The sequence below is a fragment of the Streptomyces sp. NPDC020898 genome (assembly GCF_044333925.1).
Classification (GTDB): Bacteria; Actinomycetota; Actinomycetes; order Streptomycetales; family Streptomycetaceae; genus Streptomyces.
On record NZ_JBIRRV010000008.1, the window covers coordinates 267,742 to 293,490 of the forward strand.

Here is a 25,749-nt window from a genome sequence, read left to right on the forward strand (position 1 = left end):
GTGCGGGTCGGTGCGCGTGAGGGTGGGGTGTGGATGGTGGGCGGGGAGCCGGTCAGTGCGGTATCTCCGTCGGTTCTGACGGCTCTGACGGCTCTGACGGTCCCGTGGTCTCCGTCGCCTCCGTGCCTGCCCCCCTCTCCGTGCCGTCGTCGGTCGTCGTAGCCGCCGCTCGGCGGGTTCTCGCGCGGCGTATCGCCCCGGTCAGGAGGGCCACCGCGGCTGCCAGGGTCAGGCCGAACACCAGGAGCGGGATCACCGCGAACCAGGGTGTCTCCCAGGCGTCACCCGCGTCGCCCACATAGGTGACACCGGCGATGGCGACGAAGATGCCCGCGATCAGCTTTCCGGGCTGGAACTCATGACGTAGCACGGGTCACCTCCGCCTGTCCCAGGCCGACTCCGAGGTCGAGGTCGACCGTGCCGGCGTCGGCACCGCCGGTCGCCGGCGACAGTGTCACCTGCTTGCGTTTGCCCGGTGCCACGTCCAGGTCCTGCTGGTCGTCGCCGGGCAACTGGATGTCACCTATGCCCACTTCGATCTCCGCCTCCACCGTCATGCCCTTCGGCACGATCACCTCGATCCGGCCCACTCCCACCTCGACCGCCGTCGTCACCGTCTGCCCCTCGGTGAGGCGCAGCCGGGTCAGGTCCAGGGTGGCGACGCCCGTGCCGAGGTCGTATCTCGGCTGTACGTCCGCCACCGCGGCCGGTGTCCATTCCGTACGCACCCAGTGGGTGCTGATGTCCTTGGGCAGTGCGGCCGAGCCCGCCAGCAGAGCCGCCGTGACGATCGCCAGGAAGACCGAGCCCGCTCCGGTACGGCCGAGGAACGCGCTGACGGCGATGCCGACGCCGAACACCGTCAGTGCGCAGGCCAGGCCGGTCTGCAAGCTGGTGGCGAGTGCCTGGTCGTCCCACTTCAGGGCTGTTCCGACAAGGCCTGCGAGGAGGGCGAGCAGGAAGATCCAGCCGCCGATCCAACGCGGGCCGCGCGGCTTCGGTGGGCGGGGCCATTCGGTCCGTATGCCGGGGTGCAGGCCGCCGAAGTTGCCGTGGGCGATGTTGACCGCCGCCGCGACGTCCCGGTCGCGGGTGTTGTGCGGGCCCCACAGATACCCCGTACCGCCGACGTGTGTGCCGTCCTTGACGATGGGGTCGCGCCACCAGGAGGGGCGGGCGGAGGGGACCGGGGGCGCCTGGGCCTCCGGGGGGGCGTCGGCGACGGCCTGGACGGCCAGCGGGTCGGGGTCGGGGGCCCCGCGGTTGCGCGACCAGTAGCCGGCGCCCGCGAGGAGGATCGAGAGTATGACGGCGAAGGACAGCACCCCGCCGTTCTTCAGCATCGTCAGGAACACACCGCAGCCGACCAGCGCGAAGAGCACGGCCGTCAGCGCCTGGCCGTCCACCCGGCCGGTGAGCAGCTTGCGGACCTCGTTCTCCTCCTCGTCGTCGTACGGCACGAACAGCCAGGCGAAGCCGTAGAAGATGAGGCCGATACCGCCGGTGGCGGAGAGCACCGCGAGCGTGATCCGGAAGATCACCGGGTCCATGTCGCAGTGCCGCCCGAGTCCCGAGCACACCCCGCCCAGCATTTTGTGCCGCCGCTCGCGCCGGAACGCGGCCGGTGGAGTCGCCAGCTGTTCGGCGACCGCCTCCTCCACGGCGGTTGCCCCGGTCGGATGGGAACTCGCGTACGCACCCGCGCCCGCTCCCGTGTACGCGTGCCCGGGCGTGCGCGGTTCCCCTTTCTCTGTGGGCGACGGGGTTGCCGCGGCGGGCACGGCATCCTGCGGCCCGGCGCCCGGGGTGGGGCGAGGGCCGGAGCCGGGTCCCGGACCCGTCGCGGCGTGCGAGTGATCTGTCATGCGTCCATGGTGACGCCCGGGGCGGCCCGGCGGCAGTCGGAATGACCCTGGGTGAACCCTGATTTCGGCCCTGAGTCGGGACGGGGGAAGCGTTCGACGGCCGGCGGGCTCGAAGATCAGGGGAGTCTCGGGGGCGGACCCTGATGCCCGGGCCCGCCGGGCGTGTGAACATCGATGGCATGCCGGAAGCCGCTGCGTTGCCACTCGTCGAACCGCGGCCCCCGCGCAAGCTCTACCGCAGCAGCGACGGACGCTGGCTCGGAGGCGTGGCGCGGGGGCTCGCCGGGCATCTCGGGCTGCCCGTGATCTGGCTGCGCCTCATGTTCGTCGGCCTGTTCATGGCGGACGGACTCGGTGCGCTGCTCTATGCGGCCTTCTGGTTCTTCGTCCCGCTCGGTATGGGTGGTGTCGAGGCCCAGCGGCCCCCCTCCCTCGTCAGCACCGAGAGCTCGCCCGACGGCCGCCGCAGACTCGTCGCCCGCAAGCCGGACAAGGGGCAGATCGTCGCCCTGCTCCTCATGGTCGTCGTGGCCATGGTCTTCGTCGGCAACGTGAACCTCGGCGGGGGCGCCAAGGCCTATCTGTTCCCGACCGTGCTCGTCGCCGCCGGCGTCGCCCTGGTCTGGCGTCAGGCGGACAACGCCCGGCGGGCCCGCTGGATGGAGGCCGGCCGCCGTCGGCGCACCCTCACCTTTGTCCGCGCCGCGGCCGGCGTCATGCTGGTCACGGCGGGTGTGTCCGGCATCTTCGTCCTTCAGGGCTCCGCCGCCCACCTCGGCTCGGTCCTCCAGGCCGCGCTCGCCGTGCTGGTCGGGATAGCGCTGCTCGCCGGTCCGTATCTCGTGCGCATGACCCAGGACCTCTCCGAGGAGCGTCTGATGCGCATCCGCGCCCAGGAGCGTGCTGAGGTCGCCGCCCATGTGCACGACTCGGTGCTGCACACCCTGACCCTGATCCAGCGCAACGCGGAGAGCGCGAACGAGGTGCGCCGCCTCGCACGCGCCCAGGAGCGCGAACTGCGCAACTGGCTCTACAAACCGGAGGGCACCGGCAAGGACGAGGCCGACGAACCCACCACCCTGGCCGAGGCGGTGCGGCGCAGCGCGGCCGAGGTCGAGGACAAGCACGGCGTCCCCATAGAGGTCGTGGTCGTCGGCGACTGCCCGCTCGACGACAGAACCGGCGCACAGATGCAGGCCGCGCGGGAAGCAATGGTGAACGCCGCCAAGTACGGTGGCGAGGGCGGTGCGGTGCAGGTCTACGCCGAGGTCGAGGGCAGGACGGTTTTCGTGTCCGTCCGGGACCGCGGACCCGGCTTCGACCTCGACTCCATACCCGCCGACCGCATGGGCGTCCGAGAATCGATCATCGGCCGCATGGAGCGCAACGGCGGTACGGCGCGACTGCGCGCGGTACCGGACGGCGGCACGGAGGTCGAGCTGGAGATGGAGAGGGCGGAGAGTACGTCATGAGTGACGCGCACGGGGAGAGCAGGCCGGCATCCGAGTCGGCCGAGCCGGCAGGAACCACTGAACCTGCCCGGTCCGCAGAGCCAGTGGGCGGCGGCAGCGGCGATGCGGACGGGCGGCGGGTGCGTGTCGTTCTCGTCGACGACCACCGTATGTTCCGTACGGGCGTACAGGCCGAGATCGGGCAGACCGAGCGGACCGGCGTCGAGGTGGTCGGCGAGGCCGCCGACGTCGACCAGGCGGTCACCGTCATCACCGCCACCCGGCCCGAGGTGGTCCTTCTCGACGTGCATCTGCCGGGCGGCGGCGGTGTTGAAGTACTGCGCCGCTGCGCCCCGTTGATGGGCGACCCTGAGCAGCCGGTCCGCTTCCTGGCGCTGTCCGTCTCGGACGCGGCGGAGGACGTCATCGGCGTGATCCGGGGCGGTGCGCGCGGATACGTCACGAAGACGATCACCGGCGCGGACCTCGTCGACTCCGTCTTCCGCGTCCAGGACGGCGACGCGGTGTTCTCGCCGCGCCTCGCCGGGTTCGTACTGGACGCGTTCGCGTCCACGGACGCCCCGCCGGTGGACGAGGACCTCGACCGTCTCACCCAGCGGGAACGGGAGGTGCTGCGGCTGATCGCCCGGGGCTATGCGTACAAGGAGATCGCCAAGCAGCTCTTCATCTCCGTGAAGACGGTGGAGTCGCATGTGTCGGCGGTCCTCAGGAAGCTCCAGCTGTCGAACCGGCACGAGCTGACGAGGTGGGCCACGGCACGGCGGCTCGTCTAGGGGCAGGGCGCCTCGTAGGTCAGGAGGGACCCGGGGGCACCGCGCGGCCGCTCACACCACCCTCGTGGCCCCCGCGAACGGCATCTCGTCCAGAGGTGCCACTCGTACCGGTGCCGAGGGGTTCGGGGCGTGGATCATCTGTCCGCGGCCTACGTAGAGGCCCACGTGACTGATGCCCGAGTAGAAGAACACCAGGTCGCCGGGGAGGAGTTCGGACCGTGAGACCCGCTGGCCGGCGTTGATCTGGGCGTAGGTCGTGCGGGGCAGGGAGATGCCGGCGGAGCGGTACGCGGCCTGCATGAGGCCCGAGCAGTCGAAGGCGTCCGGGCCGGTCGCGCCCCACACATAGGGGCTCCCGAGCTTCTGGTAGGCGTACGAAACGGCCTCCGCCGCACGCGAGTTGGGCGCCCCGGCGACTCCGGCTGCCCCAGCTGCCGCGGTGGCGTCAGCGACTCCGGCTGCCCCGAGCCCGTCCCGCGCACCCCCCGACGACCGGGAGGCATGCCCGCCGCCCCAGCTTCCGTCGTCCGCCGCGAGCCGGGCGCGTTCCTCCGAGCTGAGGCGGGACAGCAGTTGGCGGGCCTCGCCCAGTTTTCCGGTGACCGTCTTCTTGTGGCGGTTCAGCTCGGCCTGGCGGGACTTGAGGGAGGTCAGTTCGACGTGGGCCGCCCCGCGCAGCTGCTCGATCTCCCGCAGTTGCTTGCGTACGTGGGCCACGTCCGACGACTGTCTGCTGCCCGCCCGTTCGGCGAACGCGGCCCCGTCCAGGTAGCGGTCGGGGTCGTCGGAGAGGGCGAGTTGCAGCGCGGGGTCGAGACCGCCGGAGCGGTACTGCGCCGCGGCCATCGAACCCAGCGCCTCCCGGGCCGAGTTGAGCCCCTCCTCCTTGCGCGCCGCCTCGTCGCGCAGGTTCTCCAGCCTCCGTTCCGCCCGCTCGGCCCTCTCCTTCGAGCCGTTGTACTTCTCGGTGGCGACCTCCGCCTCCTCGTACAGCTTGTTCACCTTGGCCTCGACCTGCGCCGCGGTCAGCTGTGGATCGGCGTATCCGATGCCGTCGAAGCCGGTCGCCGTCGCCGCGCCCGCGAGGGCGATCGTCGCGGCGGTGCGGGCCGTACTGCCGTTGAGCGAGCGCTGTCGGGGCTTGCGGTGCGCTGCCACCGGGGCGTCACGTCCTTTCGTACGACCGCCGGGAAGCGGACCCCAGGAGGGCGGTCGCGCGTCCGGCGGCGGCTCGCACAGGGGGAGCGGTCCGCCGCCGGACTTTCTCGGCGGTGGTGTCCGACTGCCGCCCCTGGCCCGGGCGGCGGTGGGGAGCCGGGCACCTGGTGGAGGACGCTAAACCTGAGTGTGTCGTGGGGGTAACGCCATGTGCGGAACTGGCGTGAGCCGATCGCCGGGTGACCGTATGCGACCGTGATCGCGGTCCGCCGCCGCCGACTTCACGCAGTCGACTGACCGATGCGGCGCTTCCGGGACACGCGACGGTGACACAGTGCTATGGGGTGCATATATGCGAGATCCCGGAGCACCCCATGCCCGGCCCGGTGTCAGGTCGTGCGGGCGCCTCTGATTAGGCTCCGGGCCATGGACGTACTCATCCATCTCTTCGTCGGCCTGCACATCATCGGCATCGCCTCGCTCCTGGGCGGGTTTCTCACCCAGCTGAAGGCGATGGGGCAGGGCACGGCCCGCTTCGTGCCGGCGATGCTGCACGGCGCGTTCACCATGCTGGTCACCGGTGTCGCCCTGGTGGGCCTCAATCAGGCCGACGACCAGCCGGTCGACAACGTCAAGATCGGCGTGAAGCTGGCCCTGCTGATCGTGATCCTCGGCCTCGTCTATGTGCAGCGCGACGAGGAGACCGTGGACAAGCGTCTGTTCGGTCTGGTGGGCCTGTTCACCACAGCGAACATCTTCATTGCCGTGCTCTGGACCTGACCCGACCTGACCGAACCCTCAGGCGGGGCGCACCACGCTGTGGATCGCCGACTCGCCGTCGTAGAAGATCGATTCCTCACGGACGTACGTGCCCGGCTTCGGCGCGTGGATCATCATGCCGTTGCCGATGTAGAGGCCGACGTGGCTGATGTCGTCGTAGAAGAAGACCAGGTCACCGGGTTGGATGTCGGAGAGTGAGACCGTCGTGCCCGCGTTCACCTGGTCGTAGGTGGTGCGCGGGAGGTCGACTCCGGCAGCCTTCCAGACGGCCTGGGTGAGGCCCGAGCAGTCGTACGAGTCCGGGCCGGTCGCGCCCCAGACGTACGGCTTGCCGATCTGTGCGCGTGCGAAGGTGAGGGCCTTGTCGGCCTTGGCGGCGTACGAGGAGTCGGTGACCGTCGGCGTCGACGTGTCCGGGGTGCTGCCGCCCGTCGGCTGCTGGGCCGCCGCGGCTGCCGCCGCTGCGGCCTCCTGCTGGCGTTGCTGCTCCGCCGCCTGCTGCTGGCGGACGAGCTCCTGCGCCTGACGGCGGGCCTCCGTCTGCTTCTCCCGCTCGATCGCCGCGAGGCGCAGCTTCTCCTCGGCGGTGAGGCGGGAGAGCAGCTGACGGGCCTGGGCGAGCTTCGTCTGGACGGCGGTCTTGGTCGTCTGGAGGTCGTCCTGGGCCTCCGTGAGCGATTCGAGGCTCGCGGTGGCTTCCTGGCGCATCCGCGTCGTCTCGGCCTGCTGGGTGACGTAGTCGTCGACCGAGCCCTTCTGGCGGGCGGTCAGGCGGTCCATCAGCTGGTTCTGGTCGAAGTAGTCCTGCGGGTCGTCCGCGAGCAGGAACGTCGCCGTGTCGGGGGCGGCGGACCCGGTGCGGTACTGGGCCGCGGCGAACGAACCCAGCTCCTCACGCGCGTCGTTGAGCTTCTGCGTGCGCTGGGCCACGTCGTCCATCAGGGTGTCGACGCGCTTGCGCTGCTTGGACGTCTTCTCCTTGGCGCCGTTGTACTTGTCGGTGGCCGACTCCGCCTGGCGGTAGAGGTCGCCGATCTTCGCCTCGACCTCCTCCATGCTCGGCTGGTCGTCGGCCGAGGGTGCCGGGGGTGTCGTGGGCTCCGTGGGCGCGGCGGTGGCGGTCTGGGACAGCAGGGCCACGGAGGTCAGTGCCGCCGTGGCGAGGGCGGGGGTCCGTATGCCTGCTACGCGCGTTCCTGCAGGACGCGACTTGCGGTGCGACGACGCCAAGGGAGGCGACTCCTTCCATGTTCCGCCTACCGGGTTAGCTGTCGGGTTCGGGCGGGTGATTCGGAAGGGTTGCCCTACGGTCCTTGCCCTGGACGGCAGTCGGACCGATTCACCCCAGGTTTTCGGTGGGTCCCCGGCTCCTGCCGCACAGGGCGGCACGATCGGACTCGGCGGAGGCCGCGCGGCCCGGCGACGTTCGCCGGTGGGGTTCGAGCGGCCTTAGGGCACGCTAACCAACTGGTGTGGCTCCTGTGAAGGTTGATGACCGCTATGTCCGATACGTTTTTGTGACCTTAGGTTTAAACGTGGATTCGTGAAACCGATCCGGAATGATTTCTGGCGAATTGTTCGGATCTGTGAGTGTGCACGGGTAGCTCCGGTAGATCCTCGCCCTCCATGTTTCCGGGGGCGGGGCGGGTTGTCAGTGGGGGCGCCTAGACTCGGAGAGCGATGAGCAGCCTCTTTGATGACAGCTTCCTGGCGGACCTCCGGGGCCCTCGCGCCCATGAGGAGGAGCCCCCGCCGCCGCCCGAGGACGAGCACGTGCCGGAGCCCGTTCCGGACGATCTGTTCGGCGGGAAGTTCGACGCGCCGCCGGACCGGGACGCGTACTACCGCGACGGTGCCCCGCGCCCCGCGGTGGACCCGGCCGCGCTCCTGGACGGGCTGAACGAGAACCAGCGCGCGGCCGTCGTGCACGCCCACACCCCCTTGCTCATCGTGGCGGGCGCCGGCTCCGGCAAGACGCGTGTGCTCACGCACCGCATCGCGTATCTGCTCGGCGAGCGGGGCGTCCACCCCGGCCAGATCCTCGCGATCACCTTCACCAACAAGGCCGCCGGTGAGATGAAGGAGCGCGTCGAGCACCTCGTCGGCCCGCGCGCGAACGCGATGTGGGTGATGACGTTCCACAGTGCGTGCGTGCGCATCCTGCGGCGCGAGAGCAAGCGGCTCGGCTTCACGTCGTCCTTCTCGATCTACGACGCGGCCGACAGCAAGCGACTGATGGCGCTCGTCTGCCGCGACCTGGACCTGGACCCGAAGCGCTTCCCGCCCAAGTCCTTCAGCGCCAAGATCTCCAACCTGAAGAACGAGCTGATCGACGAGGAGGACTTCGCCGCCCAGGCGAGCGACGGTTTCGAGAAGACCCTCGCCCAGGCCTACGCGATGTACCAGTCGCGGCTGCGTGAGGCCAACGCGCTCGACTTCGACGACTTGATCATGACGACGGTCAACCTGCTGCGCGCCTTCCCGGACGTCGCCGAGCACTACCGCCGCCGCTTCCGCCACGTCCTCGTCGACGAGTACCAGGACACCAACCACGCCCAGTACGCGCTCGTACGGGAGCTCGTGGGCACCGCCGAGCACCCGGTGGACGTACCGCCCGCCGAGCACGACCTGGGCCCCGCCGAACTGTGTGTCGTGGGTGACGCCGACCAGTCGATCTACGCCTTCCGGGGTGCGACGATCCGCAACATCCTCCAGTTCGAGGAGGACTACGCGGACGCGACGACGATCCTGCTCGAACAGAACTACCGTTCCACGCAGACGATTCTGAGCGCGGCCAACGCGGTCATCGAGCGCAACGAGTCCCGCCGCCCCAAGAACCTGTGGACCAACGCGGGCGCGGGCGCGCGCATCACCGGCTATGTCGCCGACACGGAGCACGACGAGGCGCAGTTCGTCGCCGAGGAGATAGACCGACTGACGGACGCGGGCGACGCGAAGGCCGGCGATGTCGCCGTCTTCTACCGGACGAACGCCCAGTCCCGTGTCTTCGAGGAGATCTTCATCCGCGTCGGCCTGCCCTACAAGGTCGTCGGCGGCGTCCGCTTCTACGAGCGCAAGGAGGTCCGGGACGTCCTGGCCTACCTGCGCGTCCTCGCCAACCCGGAGGACTCGGTGCCGCTGCGCCGCATCCTCAACGTGCCCAAGCGCGGCATCGGCGACCGCGCGGAGGCGATGATCGACGCGCTCTCCCAGCGCGAGAAGATCAGCTTCGCGCAGGCGCTGAAGCGCGTGGACGAGGCGTACGGCATGGCGTCGCGGTCGACCAACGCGGTCAAGCGGTTCAACGCGCTGATGGAGGACCTGAGGACGATCGTGGAGTCGGGCGCGGGCCCGGCGACCGTCCTGGAAGCGGTACTCGAACGCACGGGCTACCTCGCCGAGTTGCAGGCGTCGACCGACCCGCAGGACGAGACCCGGATCGAGAACCTCCAGGAACTCGCCGCCGTGGCCCTGGAGTTCGAGCAGGAGTCCGGAGCGGCTGCCGAGACGGCCGAGGGGTCCCCGCAGCCCGCGGAGGGCGAAGCCCCGGCCCCGGTCGGCCTCCCCGCCTTCCTGGAGAGGGTCGCCCTGGTCGCCGACTCCGACCAGATCCCCGACGAGGACGACGACGGCTCCGGCGTCATCACCCTGATGACCCTCCACACCGCCAAGGGCCTTGAGTTCCCCGTGGTGTTCCTCACCGGCATGGAGGACGGCGTCTTCCCGCACATGCGCGCCCTCGGCCAGGTGAAGGAGCTGGAGGAGGAACGGCGGCTCGCGTACGTCGGCATCACGCGCGCGCGTGAACGGCTGTATCTGACGCGGTCGGCGCTGCGCAGCGCGTGGGGGCAGCCCTCGTACAACCCGCCCTCGCGTTTCCTGGAGGAGATCCCGGCGGCGCATCTGGAGTGGAAGCGCACGGGGGCGATGGCTCCGGCGACGTCCTCCGGCCCGGTCTCCGGGGTGGCGTCCTCGCTGTCGTCCTCGCGCTCGCGTTCCGCGGCCTCGGGTGCGTCCGGCTTCGCCACGCGGCGGGGCGGCGTCGAGAAGCCGGTCGTCGCACTGGCGGTGGGGGACCGGGTCACGCACGACCAGTTCGGTCTGGGGACCGTGGTGGGAGTGAAGGGCACGGGCTCGAACGCGGAGGCGACGGTCGACTTCGGCGAGGAGAAGCCGAAGCGGTTGCTGTTGCGGTACGCGCCTGTGGAGAAGCTTTAGCGCTCCGCTGGGTGCGCAGGTTATTCGCCTGCGGGCCGGTGGGGGGCTTGTCGCGCAGTTCCCCGCGCCCCTAAGGGGGCGCGGCTGCCGGTTACGTCGGGTCCAGGTCGTGGCTGCGGAGCCACGGGAGGGGGTCGATCGCGGAGCCGCCGGCGGGGCGTACTTCGAAGTGCAGGTGCGGGCCGGTCGAGTTGCCGGAGTTGCCGGAGTACGCGATGGGGTCGCCGGCCTTCACCGTCGTACCGGACGGGACCTGGTAGCTGGAGAGGTGGCAGTACCACGTCTCCGTGCCGTCCTTGTCGGTCACGATCATCATGTTGCCGTACGCGCTGTTCCACTGCGTCCGGACGGTGCCGTCGGTCGCGGCCATCACCGTCGTGCCGTACGAGACCGGGAAGTCTATTCCGGTGTGCACGGACATCCAGTTGATGCCGGACTGGCCGAAGTAGGCGCTGAGGCCGTGCTGTTCGACCGGGAGGGCGTACTTCGGGCGCAGCCGCTCCTTGCGGGCCGCTTCCGCCGCCGCTGCCTTCCTCTCGGCGACCTGCTGGGCCTTGAGGTCGATACGTTCCTGCGTACGGCTGGCCCGGTCGGCGAAATCGTCGGCGCCCGCGGAGAGACTCGCCAGCTGGCTGTCCAGCTTGTTGTTCGCGGTGGACGGCTTCACGGCGACGCCGTCCGACGCCGAAGCCGTCGTGTTCTGCTCGTCGTCACCGCTCATCCCGCCCACGGAGGCGGCGGCGATGCCCGCGACCCCCATCACACAGGCGGACGGAACGGCGATCGTCAGCAGAGCGGAACGTTTGGCCGGGGTGCGTCGCCGGGACCGGCCCGCGTTGCGCGCCGCCGCACGGGACGCCGCGCGCCCTCCGCCGGGTACCGCGCCCGGGACGGCCTCTTCCTGGCCGTCGAGCAGGGGGGCCTCGGCGGCCGGGTCGCCGGTGTCGTCCGGGTCGGACTCGTCGTCGGCGAGAGTGTGCTGCCCGTAATCCGCCACATCCGGGGCCTGCTGGTCGTATGCGTGCTCGTGGTCGTACTCGGCGGCCGGCGTCGGGGTGCTCTCCGGGGCGCTGTCCGAGTTCCACTGCGTGGCGTCGTACACGCCGGTGTCGGAGGCCTGCGTGCCCCACTGCCACTGCTGGGTCAGGTCGGCCTGGGAGGGCTGCTCCGGCTGGAGCCAGGTGTTGGCATCCCACTGGCCGCTGGCGTCGGCGCCCGGAGGCGGCGTCTGCGCGGGGATGTCGGCGAGCTGCTGGTAGCCAGGCGCCCAGGCGGTGGTGTCGTACGCCCCGGTGTCGTAGTTGGCGTGGTGCTGGGCCGCGTACGGGTCGTAGTTCAGGGTCTGCTGACTGCCGGTCGACCACTGGGCGTTGTCGTACGAACCGGTTTCGTCGCCCGGCATGTTGCCGAAGAGCGGGTCGGTGTCGAAAGTGCCTGTGCAGGTACCCGTACCCATGCCGGTGTCGAAACCGTTGGCGAAGGTGGGGTCGTGCGTGGTGAAGTCACCGAAAGGGACTTCCTGTGCGCCGTACGACGGGTAATGCGCCGTCGCGGCATCGGAAGCCGGAGCCGGGGGGGTCATGGTCCCCGACGGGTGACGTTCGTTCACCAACTTCTCTTTCGCCTCGACAACAGGGGCTGGCAGAGCAGTGCGGTGACTGTACCCGGCGGTATGCGGGCGCGACAATCTTCGGCAGGTTTCGTGCTTATAGGAAACGGGCATTCGGCCGTGTTTCGGGGAACTGCGGGCACGGGTTTGGCCTGGTGTTCGAAGATTGTTCGAGTTGCGGCGGCTGTCCGGTGGTGGTGAGCGGCCTGTGCGCGGGGATGCGCGGGGTTACGCCACCGTCAGTCCGCCGGCTTGGGCTCCGCCGGTCCGCGCGCCGGTTTGTGCTCCGGTGGCGAGGGGGTGGCCCGTCTGGTCGAGGGCCTGCCGTATGCCGGTCGCGACGGCGGGGTGGACGGGCAGGGCGAGGTGGCCGATGCCGGTGACCCGTACGTTCTGCGCGAACAGGTCGGGGTGGTCGACGCAGGCCGTCTCCAGCGGGTCCATCAGGTGGTCCAGGTCGCTCCAGAAACTGACGAAGTGCGTACGGCAGCCGGGTGCGGGCAGGCGCAGCTCCTCGATGACCTCCGAGCCGGGGCGCATCTGGCGGACGATGGGGTGCGCGTCGGCCAGCGGTACGACCCGGGTGCCGGAGTGCGGGGTGCCGAGCGTGACGAGCGTACGGACGCGGACGTCACCGCCGAGCCGCTGTACGTAGTAGCGCGCGATCAGCCCGCCCAGGCTGTGCCCGACGATGTCCACCCGCGGGTGGCCCGTGCGCCTGCATATCTCCTCTATGTGCCGGCCGAGCAGCTCGGCGGCAGTGCGGATGTCGCAGGTCAGCGGGGAGTAGTTGAGCGACTCGATCTGCTGGCGGCCGTGCTGGGCGAGGGAACGGCGCAGCAGGACGAAGACCGAGCGGTTGTCGATGAAACCGTGGAGGAGGACGACCGGGGGCTTCGGCTCCGTCGGCAGGTGGGTGGTGGTCGAAGCCGATGTGGTGGCGGTGGTGCCGGTGGGTGCTCCGGGCCTGTCCGGTGAGGGGTCCGGGGTGCTGGCTCGGCGTTCCTGGGCGATGCCTGCCGGATAGAGGAGCAGGTGTCCCGCCAGGATCGCGATCTCCAGGGCGGTCGCCTTGAGGAGAGCCATGGAGAGTCCCGCCAGTCTGCTCGGCAGGACGCGCTGGCAGAGCGGCAGCATGGGCATTACTGCCCGGATGACCTTCATGGCCGACCTCCTGTCGGCACGCGGGAGGACTCCTCTGTCCCCCGTGTGCCCTTGGTGGGGGGTCGCGACGAGGGTGGCCGGTGGTGGCGCGGCGGTACGAGGGGGCGTGCGGCGTGTGTGACGCCAAGGGGGTGTCGAGCTCCTTGCCGTGTGGCGACGAAGCTCCCCGCTGTCGTGCCCTTCCTGCCCTTCGTGCCATCTCCCGTGCACCGCACCGCCACGGCGCGCGGCTCGCGGCGCGGTGGTGCGACGACCTCGATGCGGCTCCCCTTGCCCCGGTCCGGTGAACGGACCGGGGCGCGGCGAACGTGTCCCACGTGTGATTTCCCCCTCGCGATCCGTCGTGAAACTGCCGGTTGCGGGATGCTGGACATAACGTTCGTTCACTGCATGGAGGCAGCGATGGGTGTGGCAGCCGGTCCGATCCGCGTGGTGGTGGCGAAGCCGGGGCTCGACGGCCACGATCGCGGGGCCAAGGTGATCGCGCGGGCGCTGCGCGACGCCGGTATGGAGGTCATCTACACCGGCCTCCACCAGACGCCCGAGCAGATCGTCGACACCGCGATCCAGGAGGACGCCGACGCGATCGGGCTCTCCGTCCTCTCCGGCGCCCACAACACGCTCTTCGTGGCCGTGATCGACCTCCTGAAGGAGCACGACGCCGCCGACATCAAAGTTTTCGGCGGCGGGATCATCCCCGAGACGGACATCGCCGGTCTGAAGGAGAAGGGGGTCGCCGAGATCTTCACGCCTGGGGCGACCATGGCTTCGGTCGTGGAATGGGTGCGGGGGAACGTACGGCAGGCGGCGGGGGCGTAGCCCCCAGTTCCTCGGCCATGGCCGCGCGCAGGCGCAAGGTGCCGACGAGGCGCTGGAAGGCCTCCGCCCAGTAGCTGCCCGCGCCCGGTGACGCGTCCTCCCCTTCGTCCGGTATCGCGAGCAGGCCGTCGAGACGGCTCGCCTCGGACGGGTCCAGGCAGCGCTCCGCCAGCCCCATCACGCCGCTGAAGCTCCATGGGTAACTTCCCGCGTCCCGCGCGATATTGAGTGCGTCGACCACTGCCCGCCCGAGCGGCGGAGCCCACGGCACCGCGCACACCCCGAGCAGCTGGAACGCCTCGGACAGGCCGTGCGTCGCGATGAACTGCGCGACCCACCCGGCCCGTTCGGCGGAGTCCAGCGTGGCGAGCAGCTTCGCCCGCTCGGCCAGGGACACCGCCCCGGGCCCGCCGGCCTCGGGTGCCGCGGGCCTTCCGAGGAGCGCCCGTGACCAGTCGGCGTCCCGTTGCCGCACCGCCGCCCGGCACCACGCGGCGTGCAGTTCGCCCTGCCAGTCGTCCGCCACCGGCAGCGCCACGATCTCCTCCGGCGTGCGCCCGCCGAGCCGCTCCGGCCAGCTCCCGAGCGGGGCCGCCTCCACCAGCTGGCCGAGCCACCAGGACCGTTCACCGCGTCCCGTCGGGGCCTTGGCCACGACGCCGTCGCGCTCCATGCCGGCGTCGCACTCGTGCGGCGCCTCGACGACGAGCGCCGCCCCGCCACTCGTACCGTCCGCGCTGTTCGTGTGGTCGACGGCCACGCACGTCCCCGCCCGGACGGCCATCCGCGCGGCGAGGGCGGAACCCGGCAGCGCGGAGAGCAACTCCGCCGCAGTCGCCCTGACGTTGCGGCTGCGGTCCGCCAACGCCCGTTCCAGGAACGGCTCGTCGTCGGCGCGCAGACCCGTTCGCAGCGAGTCGAGGAACATCAGCCGGTCCTCGGCCCGCTCGGTCGGCCAGGTCGCCTCCAGCAGCTCCCGGGCGGCAGCGGGCTCCCGCGCGCGTATCGCCGCCAGAAGGGCGACCCGTTCGGCGAACAGGCCCTCCTGCCAGAGCAGTTGGATCCGCTCGGTCTCCTCTGCGGCGGGCACGGCGGTACCTCCGCCCGGGGTCGAGCGCAGGGCGAACCGCCAGTCCGTGTTCAGCCGGGCGAGCCACAGCGCGCGCGGGCCCACGAACGCCAGCGCCGCCGGGCGCAGATCCGTACGCCCCCTGGCCGCGTCGAGCAACGCGGGCAGCGCCTGGGGAGGGGCCGCGAAACCGTGCGCGTTCGCCGCCGCGAGCCACTGGGGCAGCAACTCCATCAGGTCCGGCGCTGTGCCCCGGCGACCGCTGCCGCCGGAGGTGCCGGGCCGGTCGGTCAGCAACAGCGTGAGCCTGCGGGCCGCCGCCGGGGGCAGCGCCGGGCGCGGGTCCGTGGGCGCGGGTTCCGGTCGCGTCGCGGCCCTGGCCGGCCGCAGTCCCGCCCGCCGCCGTACGGTCTCCACGGCCGCCGCGTCGAGCAGCGCGACCGGCGCCCGACTGCCCGGCGGGCAGCCCGGGGGCGTACGCCGCTCCGTGCCGAGGAGCGCCGAGGTGACCAGTTCCTCCCAGGCGCTCGCCGCGGGGGCGGAAGCGGTGCTGCCGTTCATGAGATTCCCTTTCACCGGGTGTGGAGAGGTCGGGGGAGCCGAAGGGGTCGGATGAGTCGGACGAGTTGTCGGTGGGCCGCGCCGGATCGCCTCAGCACAGGGGGACCGCCTCTCCCGTCGGCCCCTCCGGCCAGGCCGTCAGCGGAGTGAAGCCCCGGTGGCCGCACTCGCCGAAGACCGTGACGGGAGCGCCGCCCGAGAGGGCGACCAGGCGCCACAGGCCGGGGTGGGCGACGGCGGAGGGGGCCAGGGGAAGCGCCAAGTCGGTGTCAGCGTCCGCCAGTTGCCAGGAGCCGTCGGCCGGGGTGGGTATGACCCGGTCCAGCGTCACCGGGAACGAGTCCAGCCAGGGGTCGTCCCGGAGCGCCTCCCCGTAACGCTCCGCCGCGCGCGCGGCCGTCGTCCCCGGCGGCCGTACGTCCGTCGGCGCGGGCGGCGTGAACCGCTCGCCCAGGGCCGCCCGCAACTGCCCGGCGCCGGGATACGCGGACACCTCCGCCTCGAAGGCCAGCCCGACCGGCAGCGCCAGTTCGGGGGCCCGGCCGGCCGCCCCGTACGAGAGGAGCAGCGCCGTACGGTCCGACTGCGCGCCGTGCAGCCAGATCCTGCGGGTCGTCAGACGGGCGTCCGCCGTCTCGTACTGGGCGAGAACCAGCCAGTGGTCGCGCACCGGCGGGCCGTCCGCCGAGCCCGGCACACCGATCCGGGACCGCACCGTCGCCGCCAGACCGTCCGGCAGCTCGTCGCGGCGCAGCCAGCCCTGGTCGAGGAGGTGGAGCAGCGCGCACTCCTCCAGCAGCCGCACCGGCCAGCCCGGTCCGGACGACGGGATCGCCCCCAACTCCCTTACGCGCGCCGCGAGCCCGGGTGCCTGCGCGTCGACCATGCGGGCCGCCGTCTCCTCCCACAGGCCGTACCCCGCCTGCTCCGCCGTGGCCAGGCCGCCGCGCAGCAGGTCGGCGAGGCGCTGCTCCAGCTCCGTCGCCCCCGCCGTGATCCGCTCGGCGCGGCGCTCCGCCCTGCGCCGCGCCGCCTCGGGATCACCGGACTCGGACGGGGAACCGTCCGCGCCCGCCGCCCGTTTCTCCCCCGCACGCTTCCGCCGCCCCGCCAGCCACTCCTCCGCCCAGCCCGGTGCCTCCCCTCGCGGCACCGCGCCGTCGCCGCCCGCCCAGAGCAGCAGCAGCCCCAGCGCGTGCTTGCACGGGAACTTCCGGCTCGGACAACTGCACTTGTACGCGGGCCCGGTGGCGTCCGCGATGTCGATGACCGTCTGATACGGCTTGCTGCCGCTGCCCTTGCACAGTCCCCACACCGTCCCCTCGTCAGAACTGCCGGCCTCCGACCACGGTCCGGCCGCGCCGAGTTTGCTTCCCGCTTTGCGTGACGAGACGTCAGGCGCCAGTGCCAGCACCTGATCCGCCGTCCAGCGCACCCCCTGCTGAGTCATGACACCGAAGGTAGATCCCGGCACTGACAATCGGCCCTCGCAGCGATCTCCGCTCGGCTCCACCCGGCCCTCGAAGCGGTATTTTCGCAGGTCAGACGCATTGTCAGTGGCGTGGTGCAGTGTGGACACCAGATCCGAACGGGCCAAGACCGGCCGAGCTGGAGGGGGACCGATCCATGCCTGTTTCCGTTGAACCGACATCCGTCGACCCGCGTCACGAGCAGTCGGCGCACGCGAACGACACGGAGGAACTGCGGCCGCACGCCGAGCACGCCTTCGCCGCCGAACTCGCGTCGCTGGCAGCGCAGGACGACCGCCCGCGCCCGGCCCGCTGGAAGCTGTCGCCGTGGGCCGTCGCGACCTATCTGCAAGGCGGCACCCTGCCGGACGGCACGGTGATCACACCGAAGTACGTGGGTCCCCGCCGCATCGTCGAGGTCGCCGTCACCACCCTGGCGACCGACCGCGCCCTGCTGCTGCTCGGCGTGCCCGGTACGGCGAAGACCTGGGTGTCCGAGCACCTGGCGGCGGCGGTCAGCGGCGACTCGACGCTGCTGGTCCAGGGCACGGCCGGCACACCGGAGGAGGCGATCCGGTACGGCTGGAACTACGCGGAGCTGCTCGCGCACGGCCCGAGCCGCGCCGCCCTCGTACCCAGCCCCGTCATGCGGGCCATGTCGGAGGGGATGACGGCCCGTGTCGAGGAGCTGACCCGTATCCCGGCCGACGTACAGGACACGCTGATCACGATCCTGTCGGAGAAGAACCTGCCGATACCGGAGTTGGGGCAGGAGGTGCAGGCGGTACGCGGCTTCAACCTGATCGCGACGGCCAACGACCGCGACCGCGGCGTCAACGAGCTGTCCAGCGCCCTGCGCCGCCGCTTCAACACGGTGGTGCTGCCGCTGCCCGAGAGCGCCGACGCCGAGGTCGACATCGTCTCGCGCCGGGTCGACCAGATCGGCCGCTCGCTCGACCTGCCGGCCGTGCCGGAGGGCGTCGACGAGATCCGCCGCGTCGTGACCGTCTTCCGCGAACTGCGCGACGGCGTCACATCGGACGGCCGTACGAAGCTGAAGTCGCCCAGCGGCACATTGTCCACCGCCGAGGCGATCTCGGTCGTCACCAGCGGCCTCGCCCTGGCGGCCCACTTCGGCGACGGCGTCCTGCGGTCCTCCGACGTCGCCGCGGGCATCCTCGGCGCGGTCGTCCGCGATCCGGCGGCCGACCGGGTCGTCTGGCAGGAGTACCTGGAGGCGGTAGTCCGCGAGCGGGACGGCTGGAAGGACTTCTACCGGGCCTGCCGGGAGGTGAGCGCGTGAACTCCGGTGCGGACGGACAAGGGTGGTCCGGTGCCGGGCCGTTGCTGCTCGGGGTGCGGCATCACGGACCGGGGTCGGCGCGGGCCGTGCGGGCCGCGTTGGCGGCGGCGCGGCCGGCGGTCGTCCTGATCGAGGGGCCGCCCGAGGCCGACGCCCTGATCCCGCTGGCCGCCGACGAGGACATGCGACCCCCCGTCGCGTTGCTGGCCCACGCCGTGGACGAGCCCGGCCACTCGGCGTTCTGGCCGCTGGCCGAGTTCTCCCCGGAGTGGGTGGCGATCCGCTGGGCCCTGGAGCACGGGGTTCCCGCCCGCTTCATCGACCTCCCCGCCACGCACACGCTGGCCTGGGAGGAGGACGGAACCGAGGGTCGTACGCCCGAAACGGACACGGACACGGACACGGACGCGGATGCCGATGTGCGGGTCGATCCGCTCGCCGTGCTCGCGCAGACCGGGGGCTACGACGATCCGGAGCGCTGGTGGGAGGACGTCGTCGAGCACCGGGGCACGGGGGAGGGGGACGCGTTCGCTCCCTTCGAGGTGCTCGAAGAGGCCATGGGCGCGCTGCGGGAGGTGTACGGGACCGGGGGCCATGACCGGGACCTGGTGCGCGAGGCGTACATGCGGCTCCAGCTGCGGGCCGCGCAGCGGGAGTTCGGGGACGGGGCGGTGGCCGTGGTGTGCGGGGCCTGGCATGTGCCCGCGCTGCGGGGGAAGGCCTCCGTCGCCGCCGACCGGGCGCTGCTGAAGGGGCTGCCCAAGGTCAAGGTGGACGTCACCTGGGTCCCGTGGACGCATCGCAGGCTCGCGCGGGCCAGCGGGTACGGGGCGGGCATCGACTCGCCCGGCTGGTACGGGCACCTGTTCGGGGCCCGGGACCGGCCGGTCGAGCGGTGGATGACCAAGGTGGCCGGGCTGCTGCGCGCCGAGGACAGGCTCGTCTCCTCGGCGCACGTCATCGAGGCGGTGCGGCTGGCCGAGACGCTGGCCGCGATGCGGGGCCGCCCGCTGCCGGGGCTGACGGAGACGACCGACGCCGTACGGGCGGTGATGTGCGAGGGCTCGGACGTCCCGCTGGCCCTGGTGCGGGACCGGCTCGTCGTCGGGGACGTGCTCGGGGAGGTGCCCGAGGCGGCGCCCGCGGTGCCCTTGCAGCGCGACCTGACGCGGCTCCAGCGCCGGCTGCGGCTCAAACCGGAGGCGCTGGAGCGGGAGTTGGAGCTCGACCTGCGCAAGGAGACCGACGCCGGGCGCAGTCGGCTGCTGCACCGGCTGCGGCTGCTCGGCATCGGCTGGGGCGTGCCCTCGGCGTCCCGCGGCAGCACCGGGACCTTCCGGGAGACCTGGCGGCTGCGCTGGGAGCCGGAGCTGGCGGTACGGGTCGCCGAGGCCGGCGTGTGGGGGACGACCGTGCTCTCGGCCGCGACGGCCAGGGCGGAGGCCGACGCCGTCGGCGCAGGCGCGCTGGCCGACGTCACCGCACTCGCCGAGCGCTGTCTCCTCGCCGAACTGTCCGACGCGCTCCCCGTGGTGATGCGCGTCCTCGCCGACCGCGCGGCCCTGGACACGGACGTGGGCCACCTGGCCCAGGCCCTGCCGGCACTGGTCCGCACCCTGCGCTACGGCGACGTACGCGGCACGGACACCCAGGCACTGGCGGAGGTCGCGACGGGCCTCGCCGAACGCGTCTTCGTCGGCCTGCCCCCGGCCTGCGCCGCCCTCGACACGGACGCGGCCGAGGAGATGCGGCGCCATGTGGACGCGGTCCACGGGGCGGTGGGGCTGCTGGGAGACCCCGAGACTGTCGGTGCCACGGCGAGTGCTGCCGCGACTGCCTCCGCTCCTCGGCCCGGCGGCACGCTGCGGCACCGCTGGTACTCCGTGCTCCGGGTGCTGTGCGCGCGGGACAGCGTGGCCGGAGTCGTCCGCGGCCGGGCCGTGCGGCTGCTGCTGGACGACGGGGAGCTGGCGCAGGACGAGGCCGCGGTACTCATGGGGCTCGTGCTGTCGCCGGGGACGGCGCCGGGGGACGCGGCCGCGTGGATCGAAGGGTTCGTCGGAGGCGGCTCCGGGGGCGGGATGCTGCTCGTGCACGACGAACGGCTGCTCGGGCTGGTCGACGCCTGGCTGACCGGGGTACCGGCGGACGCGTTCACGGACGTACTGCCGCTGCTGAGGCGCACCTTCTCGGCATATGAGCCCGGGGTGCGCAGAACGCTCGGGGAACTGGTCCGGCGCGGTCAGGGGGAGCGGGGGAGCTCCGTGACCGGCGCCGCCGGTGTGCCGGGCTTCGCACCCGACCTCGACGCCCGGCGGGCGGACGCCGTACTGCCGGTGCTGCGGCTGCTGCTGGGCCTGGACACCGGGGGCGAAGCCTCCGACGACAACAACCTGGTGGGGGTGGGCACATGACGACGGCGACCGAACCGGCGGACCCGGCGCAGGAGCGGCTGCGGCGCTGGCGGCTCGTGCTCGGGGGCGACGCGGCGGACGGCACCGGCTGCGCGCTCTCCGGGCAGGACGCCGCGATGGACGGGACGCTCACCGCGCTCTACGGACGAGGGGACGGGGGCAAGGACCGGGCAGGGCGGGACCGTTCGGCGGGGCTCGGGGCGTCCGCGCCGTCGGTCGCGCGGTGGCTCGGTGACATCCGGACGTACTTCCCGTCGTCCGTCGTCCAGGTCATGCAGCGGGACGCCATCGACCGGCTCGGGCTCGCCGCCCTTCTGCTGGAGCCCGAGATGCTGGAGGCGGTCGAGGCCGACGTCCACCTCGTCGGCACCCTGCTCTCCCTCAACAAGGCGATGCCGGAGACGACGAAGGAGACGGCGAGAGCGGTCGTACGCAAGGTGGTCGAGGACCTGGAGAAGCGGCTCGCCACGCGGACCCGGGCCACGCTCACCGGGGCGCTCGACCGCAGTGCCCGTATCAGCCGGCCGCGCCACCACGACATCGACTGGAACCGCACGATCGCGGCCAACCTCAAGAACTACCTCCCGGAGTACCGCACGATCGTGCCGGAGCGCCTCATCGGCTACGGACGCGCCTCGCAGTCGGTGAAGAAGGAGGTCGTCCTCTGCATCGACCAGTCCGGGTCGATGGCGGCGTCGGTGGTCTACGCGTCGGTGTTCGGGGCGGTGCTGGCGTCGATGCGGTCGATCGACACCCGGCTCGTCGTCTTCGACACGGCGGTCGTCGACCTCACCGACCAGCTCGACGACCCGGTGGACGTCCTGTTCGGTACACAGCTCGGCGGCGGTACGGACATCAACAGGGCGCTCGCCTACTGCCAGTCGCAGATCACCCGGCCCGCCGAGACCGTCGTCGTACTGATCAGCGACCTCTACGAGGGCGGCATCCGCGACGAGATGCTGAAGCGGGTCGCGGCGATGAAGGCGTCGGGGGTGCAGTTCGTGACGCTGCTCGCGCTGTCCGACGAGGGGGCGCCCGCGTACGACAGGGAGCACGCGGCGGCACTCGCGGCGCTGGGCGCACCGGCGTTCGCCTGCACGCCCGACCTGTTCCCGGACATCATGGCCGCGGCGATCGAGAAGCGCCCGCTGCCGATACCCGACACCGAGTGAGGGCCACTCCGTTCGGCAAAAAGGACATGAGTGCGCATCGGTAACGGGGGGCTTGCGCGACCTCGGGAGGGCCGTGCAGGATCGGCGCCACCTCGCCCCGCGCCTCTCTCGTCCTGCTCCTGTCGCTGGAGGGTTCCTCCTCTTGAACTGGCCGGCCGCCCTCTCCGTTGCTGTACTGCGTGTGACGCGTACGGCGGCGGGGCGGCGTGCGCTGCGAGTGGCGGTGCTGGTGGGTGGGTTGTTCGTGTTCGGCTTCCTCTGCGGGGAGCGGGCGCATGCGGCGGAGGGCGCGCCGTCGGTGCGGGGTCCGGTTCCGCGGGTGACTGCTCTGGCTGCTCCGTTGACGGTCGGACTCCCGCCCGCGTCTCCGGATCCGGACGTGGCGCCGGTGATCGAGAAGGTCGTACGGCCGGTCGGGGAACTGGTGGAGGACGTGACCGAGGAGTTGGCGGAGGTTCCGGCGCAGGTGCCGCCCCTCCCCTCCTTGCCGCCCTTGCCTTCCCTCCCGGCCTTGCCCACCTTGCCGGCGCTCCCCGAGTTACCGGCGTTCCCCGAGCTCCCCGCGTCGCCGACCCTCCCCACGCCCCCTGCTGTGCCTGAACTGCCCGAGTCGCCCGAGCACTCGACGCCCCCGTTGCCGGGGCAGACCCTGCCGGCGCCCGATTCAGGGCCGCGGGACGGCGGCGGTGTGCCGGAACCGTCCGGTGCGGTGGCGGCCGGGGGAGACGGGCGGGAGCAGGGCGGCGTCGTTCACGGGCCGGGGTTCCCGGGCCGGGTCGGCGGTGCGGTGGACGCCGGGGAAGCGGTGGCGCCCGGCGAGCAGGGCGGCGTACCCGGGGCGCAGACGTCCGGGCGTCAGGCGCCCGGTGAGATGCCGAACGGGGTGCCTGGCGGGGCGTTCGGTGACTCGGTGGCCGTCGACGGTGGTGGCCCTCGGCACGGTGGGCCCGGCGATGCGCAGGCCGTCGCGCTGAGCCAGCGGGTGCCGGTGCGGCTGGTACCGGGGGGCACCCCGGTCGCGGCTGGTGCCGAGGCCCGGGACAGGTACCGGGACATTCCGGTTTTCCCCGGCTAGGGACGGGCCGCCTCTCCGGTCGCCGTACGCGCCGTACGCGAATCCGTCGCGCCGCAGTGGCTCTGGTCAGGTCTCACTGGGCCTGCCCCGCGCTGTCCTGCCGTGCCCTGATCGGCCGAAGCCCTCCCGTGGTCCGGAATCTCCGAGGACTGCACGGAGTGCCAGACCGGCGACCCGGCCTTCGCGCACCCGATCTTCGCGACCCCCGTACGTCCGACGATCCGCACGCCTGACCGTGCGGGTCGCGCGGGTCGTGCGGGTCATCCGGACTCCGCCAGGACAGCCCCGTACGGCCGAATGCCATCGGTCCGGGCGGTGCGTGTCCGGCGGACGGCGGTGAGCGGCTCCCATAGGGGTGGGGACCGCTTGCCGGAGGACCGTCAAAGCCGTTGACGGGCCTTCCAGGGGCCTCACCGGGTTCACCCCAGCCCGGTGAGGCCTCACCTTTGCACCTGTAATGCCTCTTTCCGCCCCTCGCGCGGGCCGCCGGGCGGCCCTGAATGGCACTCTGTGACAGGTATCACCGCTCAGGTGTGATTCCTGATTTAGGGACCTGCGGCGTGCGGCGATAACCTGCGAGACGGACATGCCGCGCGCTCGGACTCCGTGTGCGCCACCCTTGTGACACAGCGGACGTCACGTTGCCCATCGCGGCACGCCCACGCAGACAACGAACCGCGAGATCACTGATAGGGACGGACGCGCGTGGACCTGTTCGAGTACCAGGCGAGGGACCTCTTCGCCAAGCACGGTGTACCGGTGCTGGCCGGTGAAGTCATCGACACGCCTGAGGCGGCACGCGCGGCGACCGAGCGTCTGGGCGGCAAGTCTGTCGTCAAGGCGCAGGTGAAGGTCGGTGGGCGAGGAAAGGCCGGCGGCGTGAAGCTCGCCGCCACCCCGGACGAGGCCGTCGCCCGCGCGACGGACATCCTCGGCATGGACATCAAGGGCCACACGGTCCACAAGGTGATGATCGCCGAGACGGCTCCGGAGATCCTGGAGGAGTACTACGTCTCCTTCCTCCTCGACCGCACCAACCGCACCTTCCTCGCCATGGCGTCCGTCCAGGGCGGCGTGGAGATCGAGGTCGTCGCGGAGGAGAACCCCGAGGCCCTCGCGAAGGTCCCGGTCGACGCCAACGAGGGCGTCTCGATCGAGAAGGCCCGCGAGATCGTCGCGCAGGCGAAGTTCCCGGCCGAGGTCGCCGACCAGGTCGCGGACATCCTCGTGACGCTGTGGGACACCTTCATCAAGGAGGACGCCCTCCTCGTCGAGGTCAACCCCCTCGCCAAGGTCGCCTCCGGCAAGGTCATCGCCCTCGACGGCAAGGTCTCCCTGGACGAGAACGCGGAGTTCCGCCAGCCGGACCACGCCGCGCTCGAGGACAAGGACGCGGCCAACCCGCTCGAGGCCGCCGCGAAGGCCAAGAACCTCAACTACGTCAAGCTCGACGGTGAGGTCGGCATCATCGGCAACGGCGCGGGTCTCGTCATGAGCACCCTCGATGTCGTCGCCTACGCCGGTGAGAACCACGGTGGGGTCAAGCCCGCCAACTTCCTCGACATCGGCGGTGGCGCCTCCGCCGCCGTCATGGCGAACGGCCTGGAGATCATCCTCGGCGACCCGGACGTCAAGTCCGTGTTCGTCAACGTCTTCGGCGGTATCACCGCGTGCGACGAGGTCGCCAACGGCATCGTGCAGGCGCTGCAGCTGCTCGCGGACAAGGGCGAGGCGGTCACCAAGCCGCTCGTCGTCCGTCTTGACGGCAACAACGCCGAGCTGGGTCGCAAGATCCTCTCCGACGCCAACCACCCGCTGGTCCAGCGCGTGGACACCATGGACGGCGCGGCCGACAAGGCCGCCGAGCTCGCGGCTGCGAAGTAAGGGAAGAGGGACAGAACAGCCATGGCTATCTTCCTGAACAAGGACAGCAAGATCATCGTCCAGGGCATGACCGGTGCCACGGGCATGAAGCACACCAAGCTCATGCTGGCGGACGGCTCCAACATCGTCGGCGGTGTGAACCCGCGCAAGGCGGGCACGTCCGTCGACATCGACGGCACCGAGATCCCGGTCTTCGGCACGGTCGCCGAGGCGATCGAGAAGACGGGCGCGAACGTATCGGTCCTCTTCGTACCGCCGGCCTTCGCCAAGGCCGCCGTGGTCGAGGCGATCGACGCGGAGATCCCGCTCGCGGTCGTCATCACCGAGGGCATCGCCGTCCACGACTCCGCCGCCTTCTGGGCGTACGCGAAGTCGAAGGGCAACAAGACCCGCATCATCGGCCCGAACTGCCCCGGTCTCATCACCCCGGGCCAGTCGAACGCCGGCATCATCCCGGGCGACATCACGAAGCCGGGTCGTATCGGCCTGGTCTCGAAGTCCGGCACGCTGACGTACCAGATGATGTACGAGCTCCGTGACATCGGCTTCTCGTCCGCCGTCGGTATCGGTGGCGACCCGGTCATCGGTACGACGCACATCGACGCGCTCGCCGCGTTCGAGGCCGACCCCGACACCGACCTGATCGTCATGATCGGTGAGATCGGTGGCGACGCCGAGGAGCGCGCCGCGGACTTCATCGCGAAGAACGTGACGAAGCCGGTCGTCGGTTACGTCGCCGGGTTCACCGCGCCCGAGGGCAAGACCATGGGCCACGCCGGTGCCATCGTCTCGGGCTCGTCGGGTACGGCCGCGGCCAAGAAGGAGGCCCTTGAGGCCGCCGGTGTCAAGGTCGGCAAGACGCCGACCGAGACGGCGAAGCTGGCGCGCGAGATTCTCGCGGGCTGACGTTTCTCGGCGGTACTGAGCTGAACCTCTGTGGGCCC

Annotated in this window: 19 protein-coding genes and 1 riboswitch; of the genes, 11 read left to right on the plus strand and 8 right to left on the minus strand. The window is 71.5% G+C overall.

The annotated features are described in order from the left end of the window. Window positions 1-52 precede the first annotated feature (52 nt). Both ACH4TV_RS26085 and ACH4TV_RS26090 read right to left on the minus strand, forming a co-directional pair. Window positions 53-370 (minus strand): hypothetical protein, encoded by a 318-nt coding sequence (locus ACH4TV_RS26085; protein ID WP_398402062.1) that lies wholly within the window; start codon window positions 368-370, stop codon window positions 53-55. After that, entirely contained in the window at window positions 357-1,865 is a 1,509-nt protein-coding gene (locus ACH4TV_RS26090) for a PspC domain-containing protein (protein WP_398402064.1), read from the minus strand. The genes ACH4TV_RS26085 and ACH4TV_RS26090 overlap by 14 nt, the downstream gene beginning before the upstream one ends. 143 nt (window positions 1,866-2,008) lie before the next feature. Here ACH4TV_RS26090 and ACH4TV_RS26095 point away from each other — a divergent pair, with 143 nt between their 5' ends. Both ACH4TV_RS26095 and ACH4TV_RS26100 read left to right on the plus strand, forming a co-directional pair. Further along, window positions 2,009-3,337 carry a PspC domain-containing protein gene (locus ACH4TV_RS26095; protein WP_398402065.1) on the plus strand — a complete coding sequence of 443 codons (1,329 nt, stop codon included), beginning with the start codon at window positions 2,009-2,011 and terminating at the stop codon, window positions 3,335-3,337. Continuing rightward, window positions 3,334-4,110 carry a LuxR C-terminal-related transcriptional regulator gene (locus tag ACH4TV_RS26100; RefSeq protein WP_398402067.1) on the plus strand — a complete coding sequence of 259 codons (777 nt, stop codon included), beginning with the start codon at window positions 3,334-3,336 and terminating at the stop codon, window positions 4,108-4,110. The genes ACH4TV_RS26095 and ACH4TV_RS26100 overlap by 4 nt, the downstream gene beginning before the upstream one ends. Window positions 4,111-4,161: 51 nt before the next feature. On the opposite strand, the gene ACH4TV_RS26105 is transcribed toward ACH4TV_RS26100, so the two are convergent. Further along, window positions 4,162-5,268, minus strand: coding sequence for an NlpC/P60 family protein (locus ACH4TV_RS26105; RefSeq protein ID WP_398402069.1), 1,107 nt, complete (start codon window positions 5,266-5,268; stop codon window positions 4,162-4,164). A gap of 426 nt (window positions 5,269-5,694) precedes the next feature. Between ACH4TV_RS26105 and ACH4TV_RS26110 the strand changes: the two genes are divergently transcribed. After that, window positions 5,695-6,048 (plus strand): hypothetical protein, encoded by a 354-nt coding sequence (locus ACH4TV_RS26110; protein WP_398402071.1) that lies wholly within the window; start codon window positions 5,695-5,697, stop codon window positions 6,046-6,048. An 18-nt stretch (window positions 6,049-6,066) separates the two neighbouring features. On the opposite strand, the gene ACH4TV_RS26115 is transcribed toward ACH4TV_RS26110, so the two are convergent. After that, window positions 6,067-7,278 carry an NlpC/P60 family protein gene (locus ACH4TV_RS26115; RefSeq protein ID WP_398402073.1) on the minus strand — a complete coding sequence of 404 codons (1,212 nt, stop codon included), beginning with the start codon at window positions 7,276-7,278 and terminating at the stop codon, window positions 6,067-6,069. Window positions 7,279-7,286: 8 nt separating this feature from the next. Then, window positions 7,287-7,461, minus strand: a riboswitch (cyclic di-AMP (ydaO/yuaA leader). A 267-nt stretch (window positions 7,462-7,728) separates the two neighbouring features. On the opposite strand from ACH4TV_RS26115, the gene pcrA reads away from it, so the two are divergent. Continuing rightward, window positions 7,729-10,266 (plus strand): DNA helicase PcrA, encoded by a 2,538-nt coding sequence (gene pcrA, locus ACH4TV_RS26120; protein ID WP_398402075.1) that lies wholly within the window; start codon window positions 7,729-7,731, stop codon window positions 10,264-10,266. A gap of 91 nt (window positions 10,267-10,357) precedes the next feature. On the opposite strand, the gene ACH4TV_RS26125 is transcribed toward pcrA, so the two are convergent. Together ACH4TV_RS26125 and ACH4TV_RS26130 are read right to left on the minus strand one after the other, a co-directional pair. Then, window positions 10,358-11,875: a M23 family metallopeptidase gene (locus tag ACH4TV_RS26125; protein ID WP_398402077.1), complete on the minus strand. Its 1,518-nt coding sequence runs from the start codon at window positions 11,873-11,875 to the stop codon at window positions 10,358-10,360. 228 nt (window positions 11,876-12,103) lie between these two features. Beyond that, window positions 12,104-13,039: a lipase family alpha/beta hydrolase gene (locus ACH4TV_RS26130; RefSeq protein ID WP_398402079.1), complete on the minus strand. Its 936-nt coding sequence runs from the start codon at window positions 13,037-13,039 to the stop codon at window positions 12,104-12,106. 402 nt (window positions 13,040-13,441) lie between these two features. On the opposite strand from ACH4TV_RS26130, the gene ACH4TV_RS26135 reads away from it, so the two are divergent. Next, window positions 13,442-13,858: a cobalamin B12-binding domain-containing protein gene (locus tag ACH4TV_RS26135; RefSeq protein WP_398402081.1), complete on the plus strand. Its 417-nt coding sequence runs from the start codon at window positions 13,442-13,444 to the stop codon at window positions 13,856-13,858. Here ACH4TV_RS26135 and ACH4TV_RS26140 read toward each other — a convergent pair. After that, on the minus strand, window positions 13,785-15,488 hold the full coding sequence (locus ACH4TV_RS26140; protein ID WP_398402083.1) for a DUF5691 domain-containing protein: 1,704 nt from the start codon (window positions 15,486-15,488) through the stop codon (window positions 13,785-13,787). The genes ACH4TV_RS26135 and ACH4TV_RS26140 overlap by 74 nt on opposite strands. Window positions 15,489-15,579: 91 nt before the next feature. Beyond that, window positions 15,580-16,938 carry an SWIM zinc finger family protein gene (locus ACH4TV_RS26145; RefSeq protein WP_398402085.1) on the minus strand — a complete coding sequence of 453 codons (1,359 nt, stop codon included), beginning with the start codon at window positions 16,936-16,938 and terminating at the stop codon, window positions 15,580-15,582. Between the two features lie 176 nt (window positions 16,939-17,114). Here ACH4TV_RS26145 and ACH4TV_RS26150 point away from each other — a divergent pair, with 176 nt between their 5' ends. The 6 genes from ACH4TV_RS26150 to sucD all read left to right on the plus strand — a co-directional run bounded on the left by ACH4TV_RS26150 (window position 17,115) and on the right by sucD (window position 25,711). After that, on the plus strand, window positions 17,115-18,260 hold the full coding sequence (locus ACH4TV_RS26150) for an AAA family ATPase (protein WP_398402087.1): 1,146 nt from the start codon (window positions 17,115-17,117) through the stop codon (window positions 18,258-18,260). Next, on the plus strand, window positions 18,257-20,674 hold the full coding sequence (locus ACH4TV_RS26155) for a DUF5682 family protein (protein WP_398402089.1): 2,418 nt from the start codon (window positions 18,257-18,259) through the stop codon (window positions 20,672-20,674). The genes ACH4TV_RS26150 and ACH4TV_RS26155 overlap by 4 nt, the downstream gene beginning before the upstream one ends. Further along, a complete protein-coding gene (locus ACH4TV_RS26160) occupies window positions 20,671-21,846 on the plus strand; it encodes a VWA domain-containing protein (RefSeq protein WP_398402091.1) in 1,176 nt (391 codons plus the stop codon). The genes ACH4TV_RS26155 and ACH4TV_RS26160 overlap by 4 nt, the downstream gene beginning before the upstream one ends. Before the next feature lie 142 nt (window positions 21,847-21,988). Continuing rightward, entirely contained in the window at window positions 21,989-22,921 is a 933-nt protein-coding gene (locus ACH4TV_RS26165) for a hypothetical protein (protein ID WP_398402093.1), read from the plus strand. Between the two features lie 705 nt (window positions 22,922-23,626). Further along, window positions 23,627-24,805: an ADP-forming succinate--CoA ligase subunit beta gene (gene sucC, locus ACH4TV_RS26170; protein WP_398402095.1), complete on the plus strand. Its 1,179-nt coding sequence runs from the start codon at window positions 23,627-23,629 to the stop codon at window positions 24,803-24,805. A gap of 21 nt (window positions 24,806-24,826) precedes the next feature. After that, entirely contained in the window at window positions 24,827-25,711 is an 885-nt protein-coding gene (gene sucD, locus ACH4TV_RS26175; RefSeq protein WP_398402097.1) for a succinate--CoA ligase subunit alpha, read from the plus strand. Window positions 25,712-25,749 lie beyond the last annotated feature (38 nt).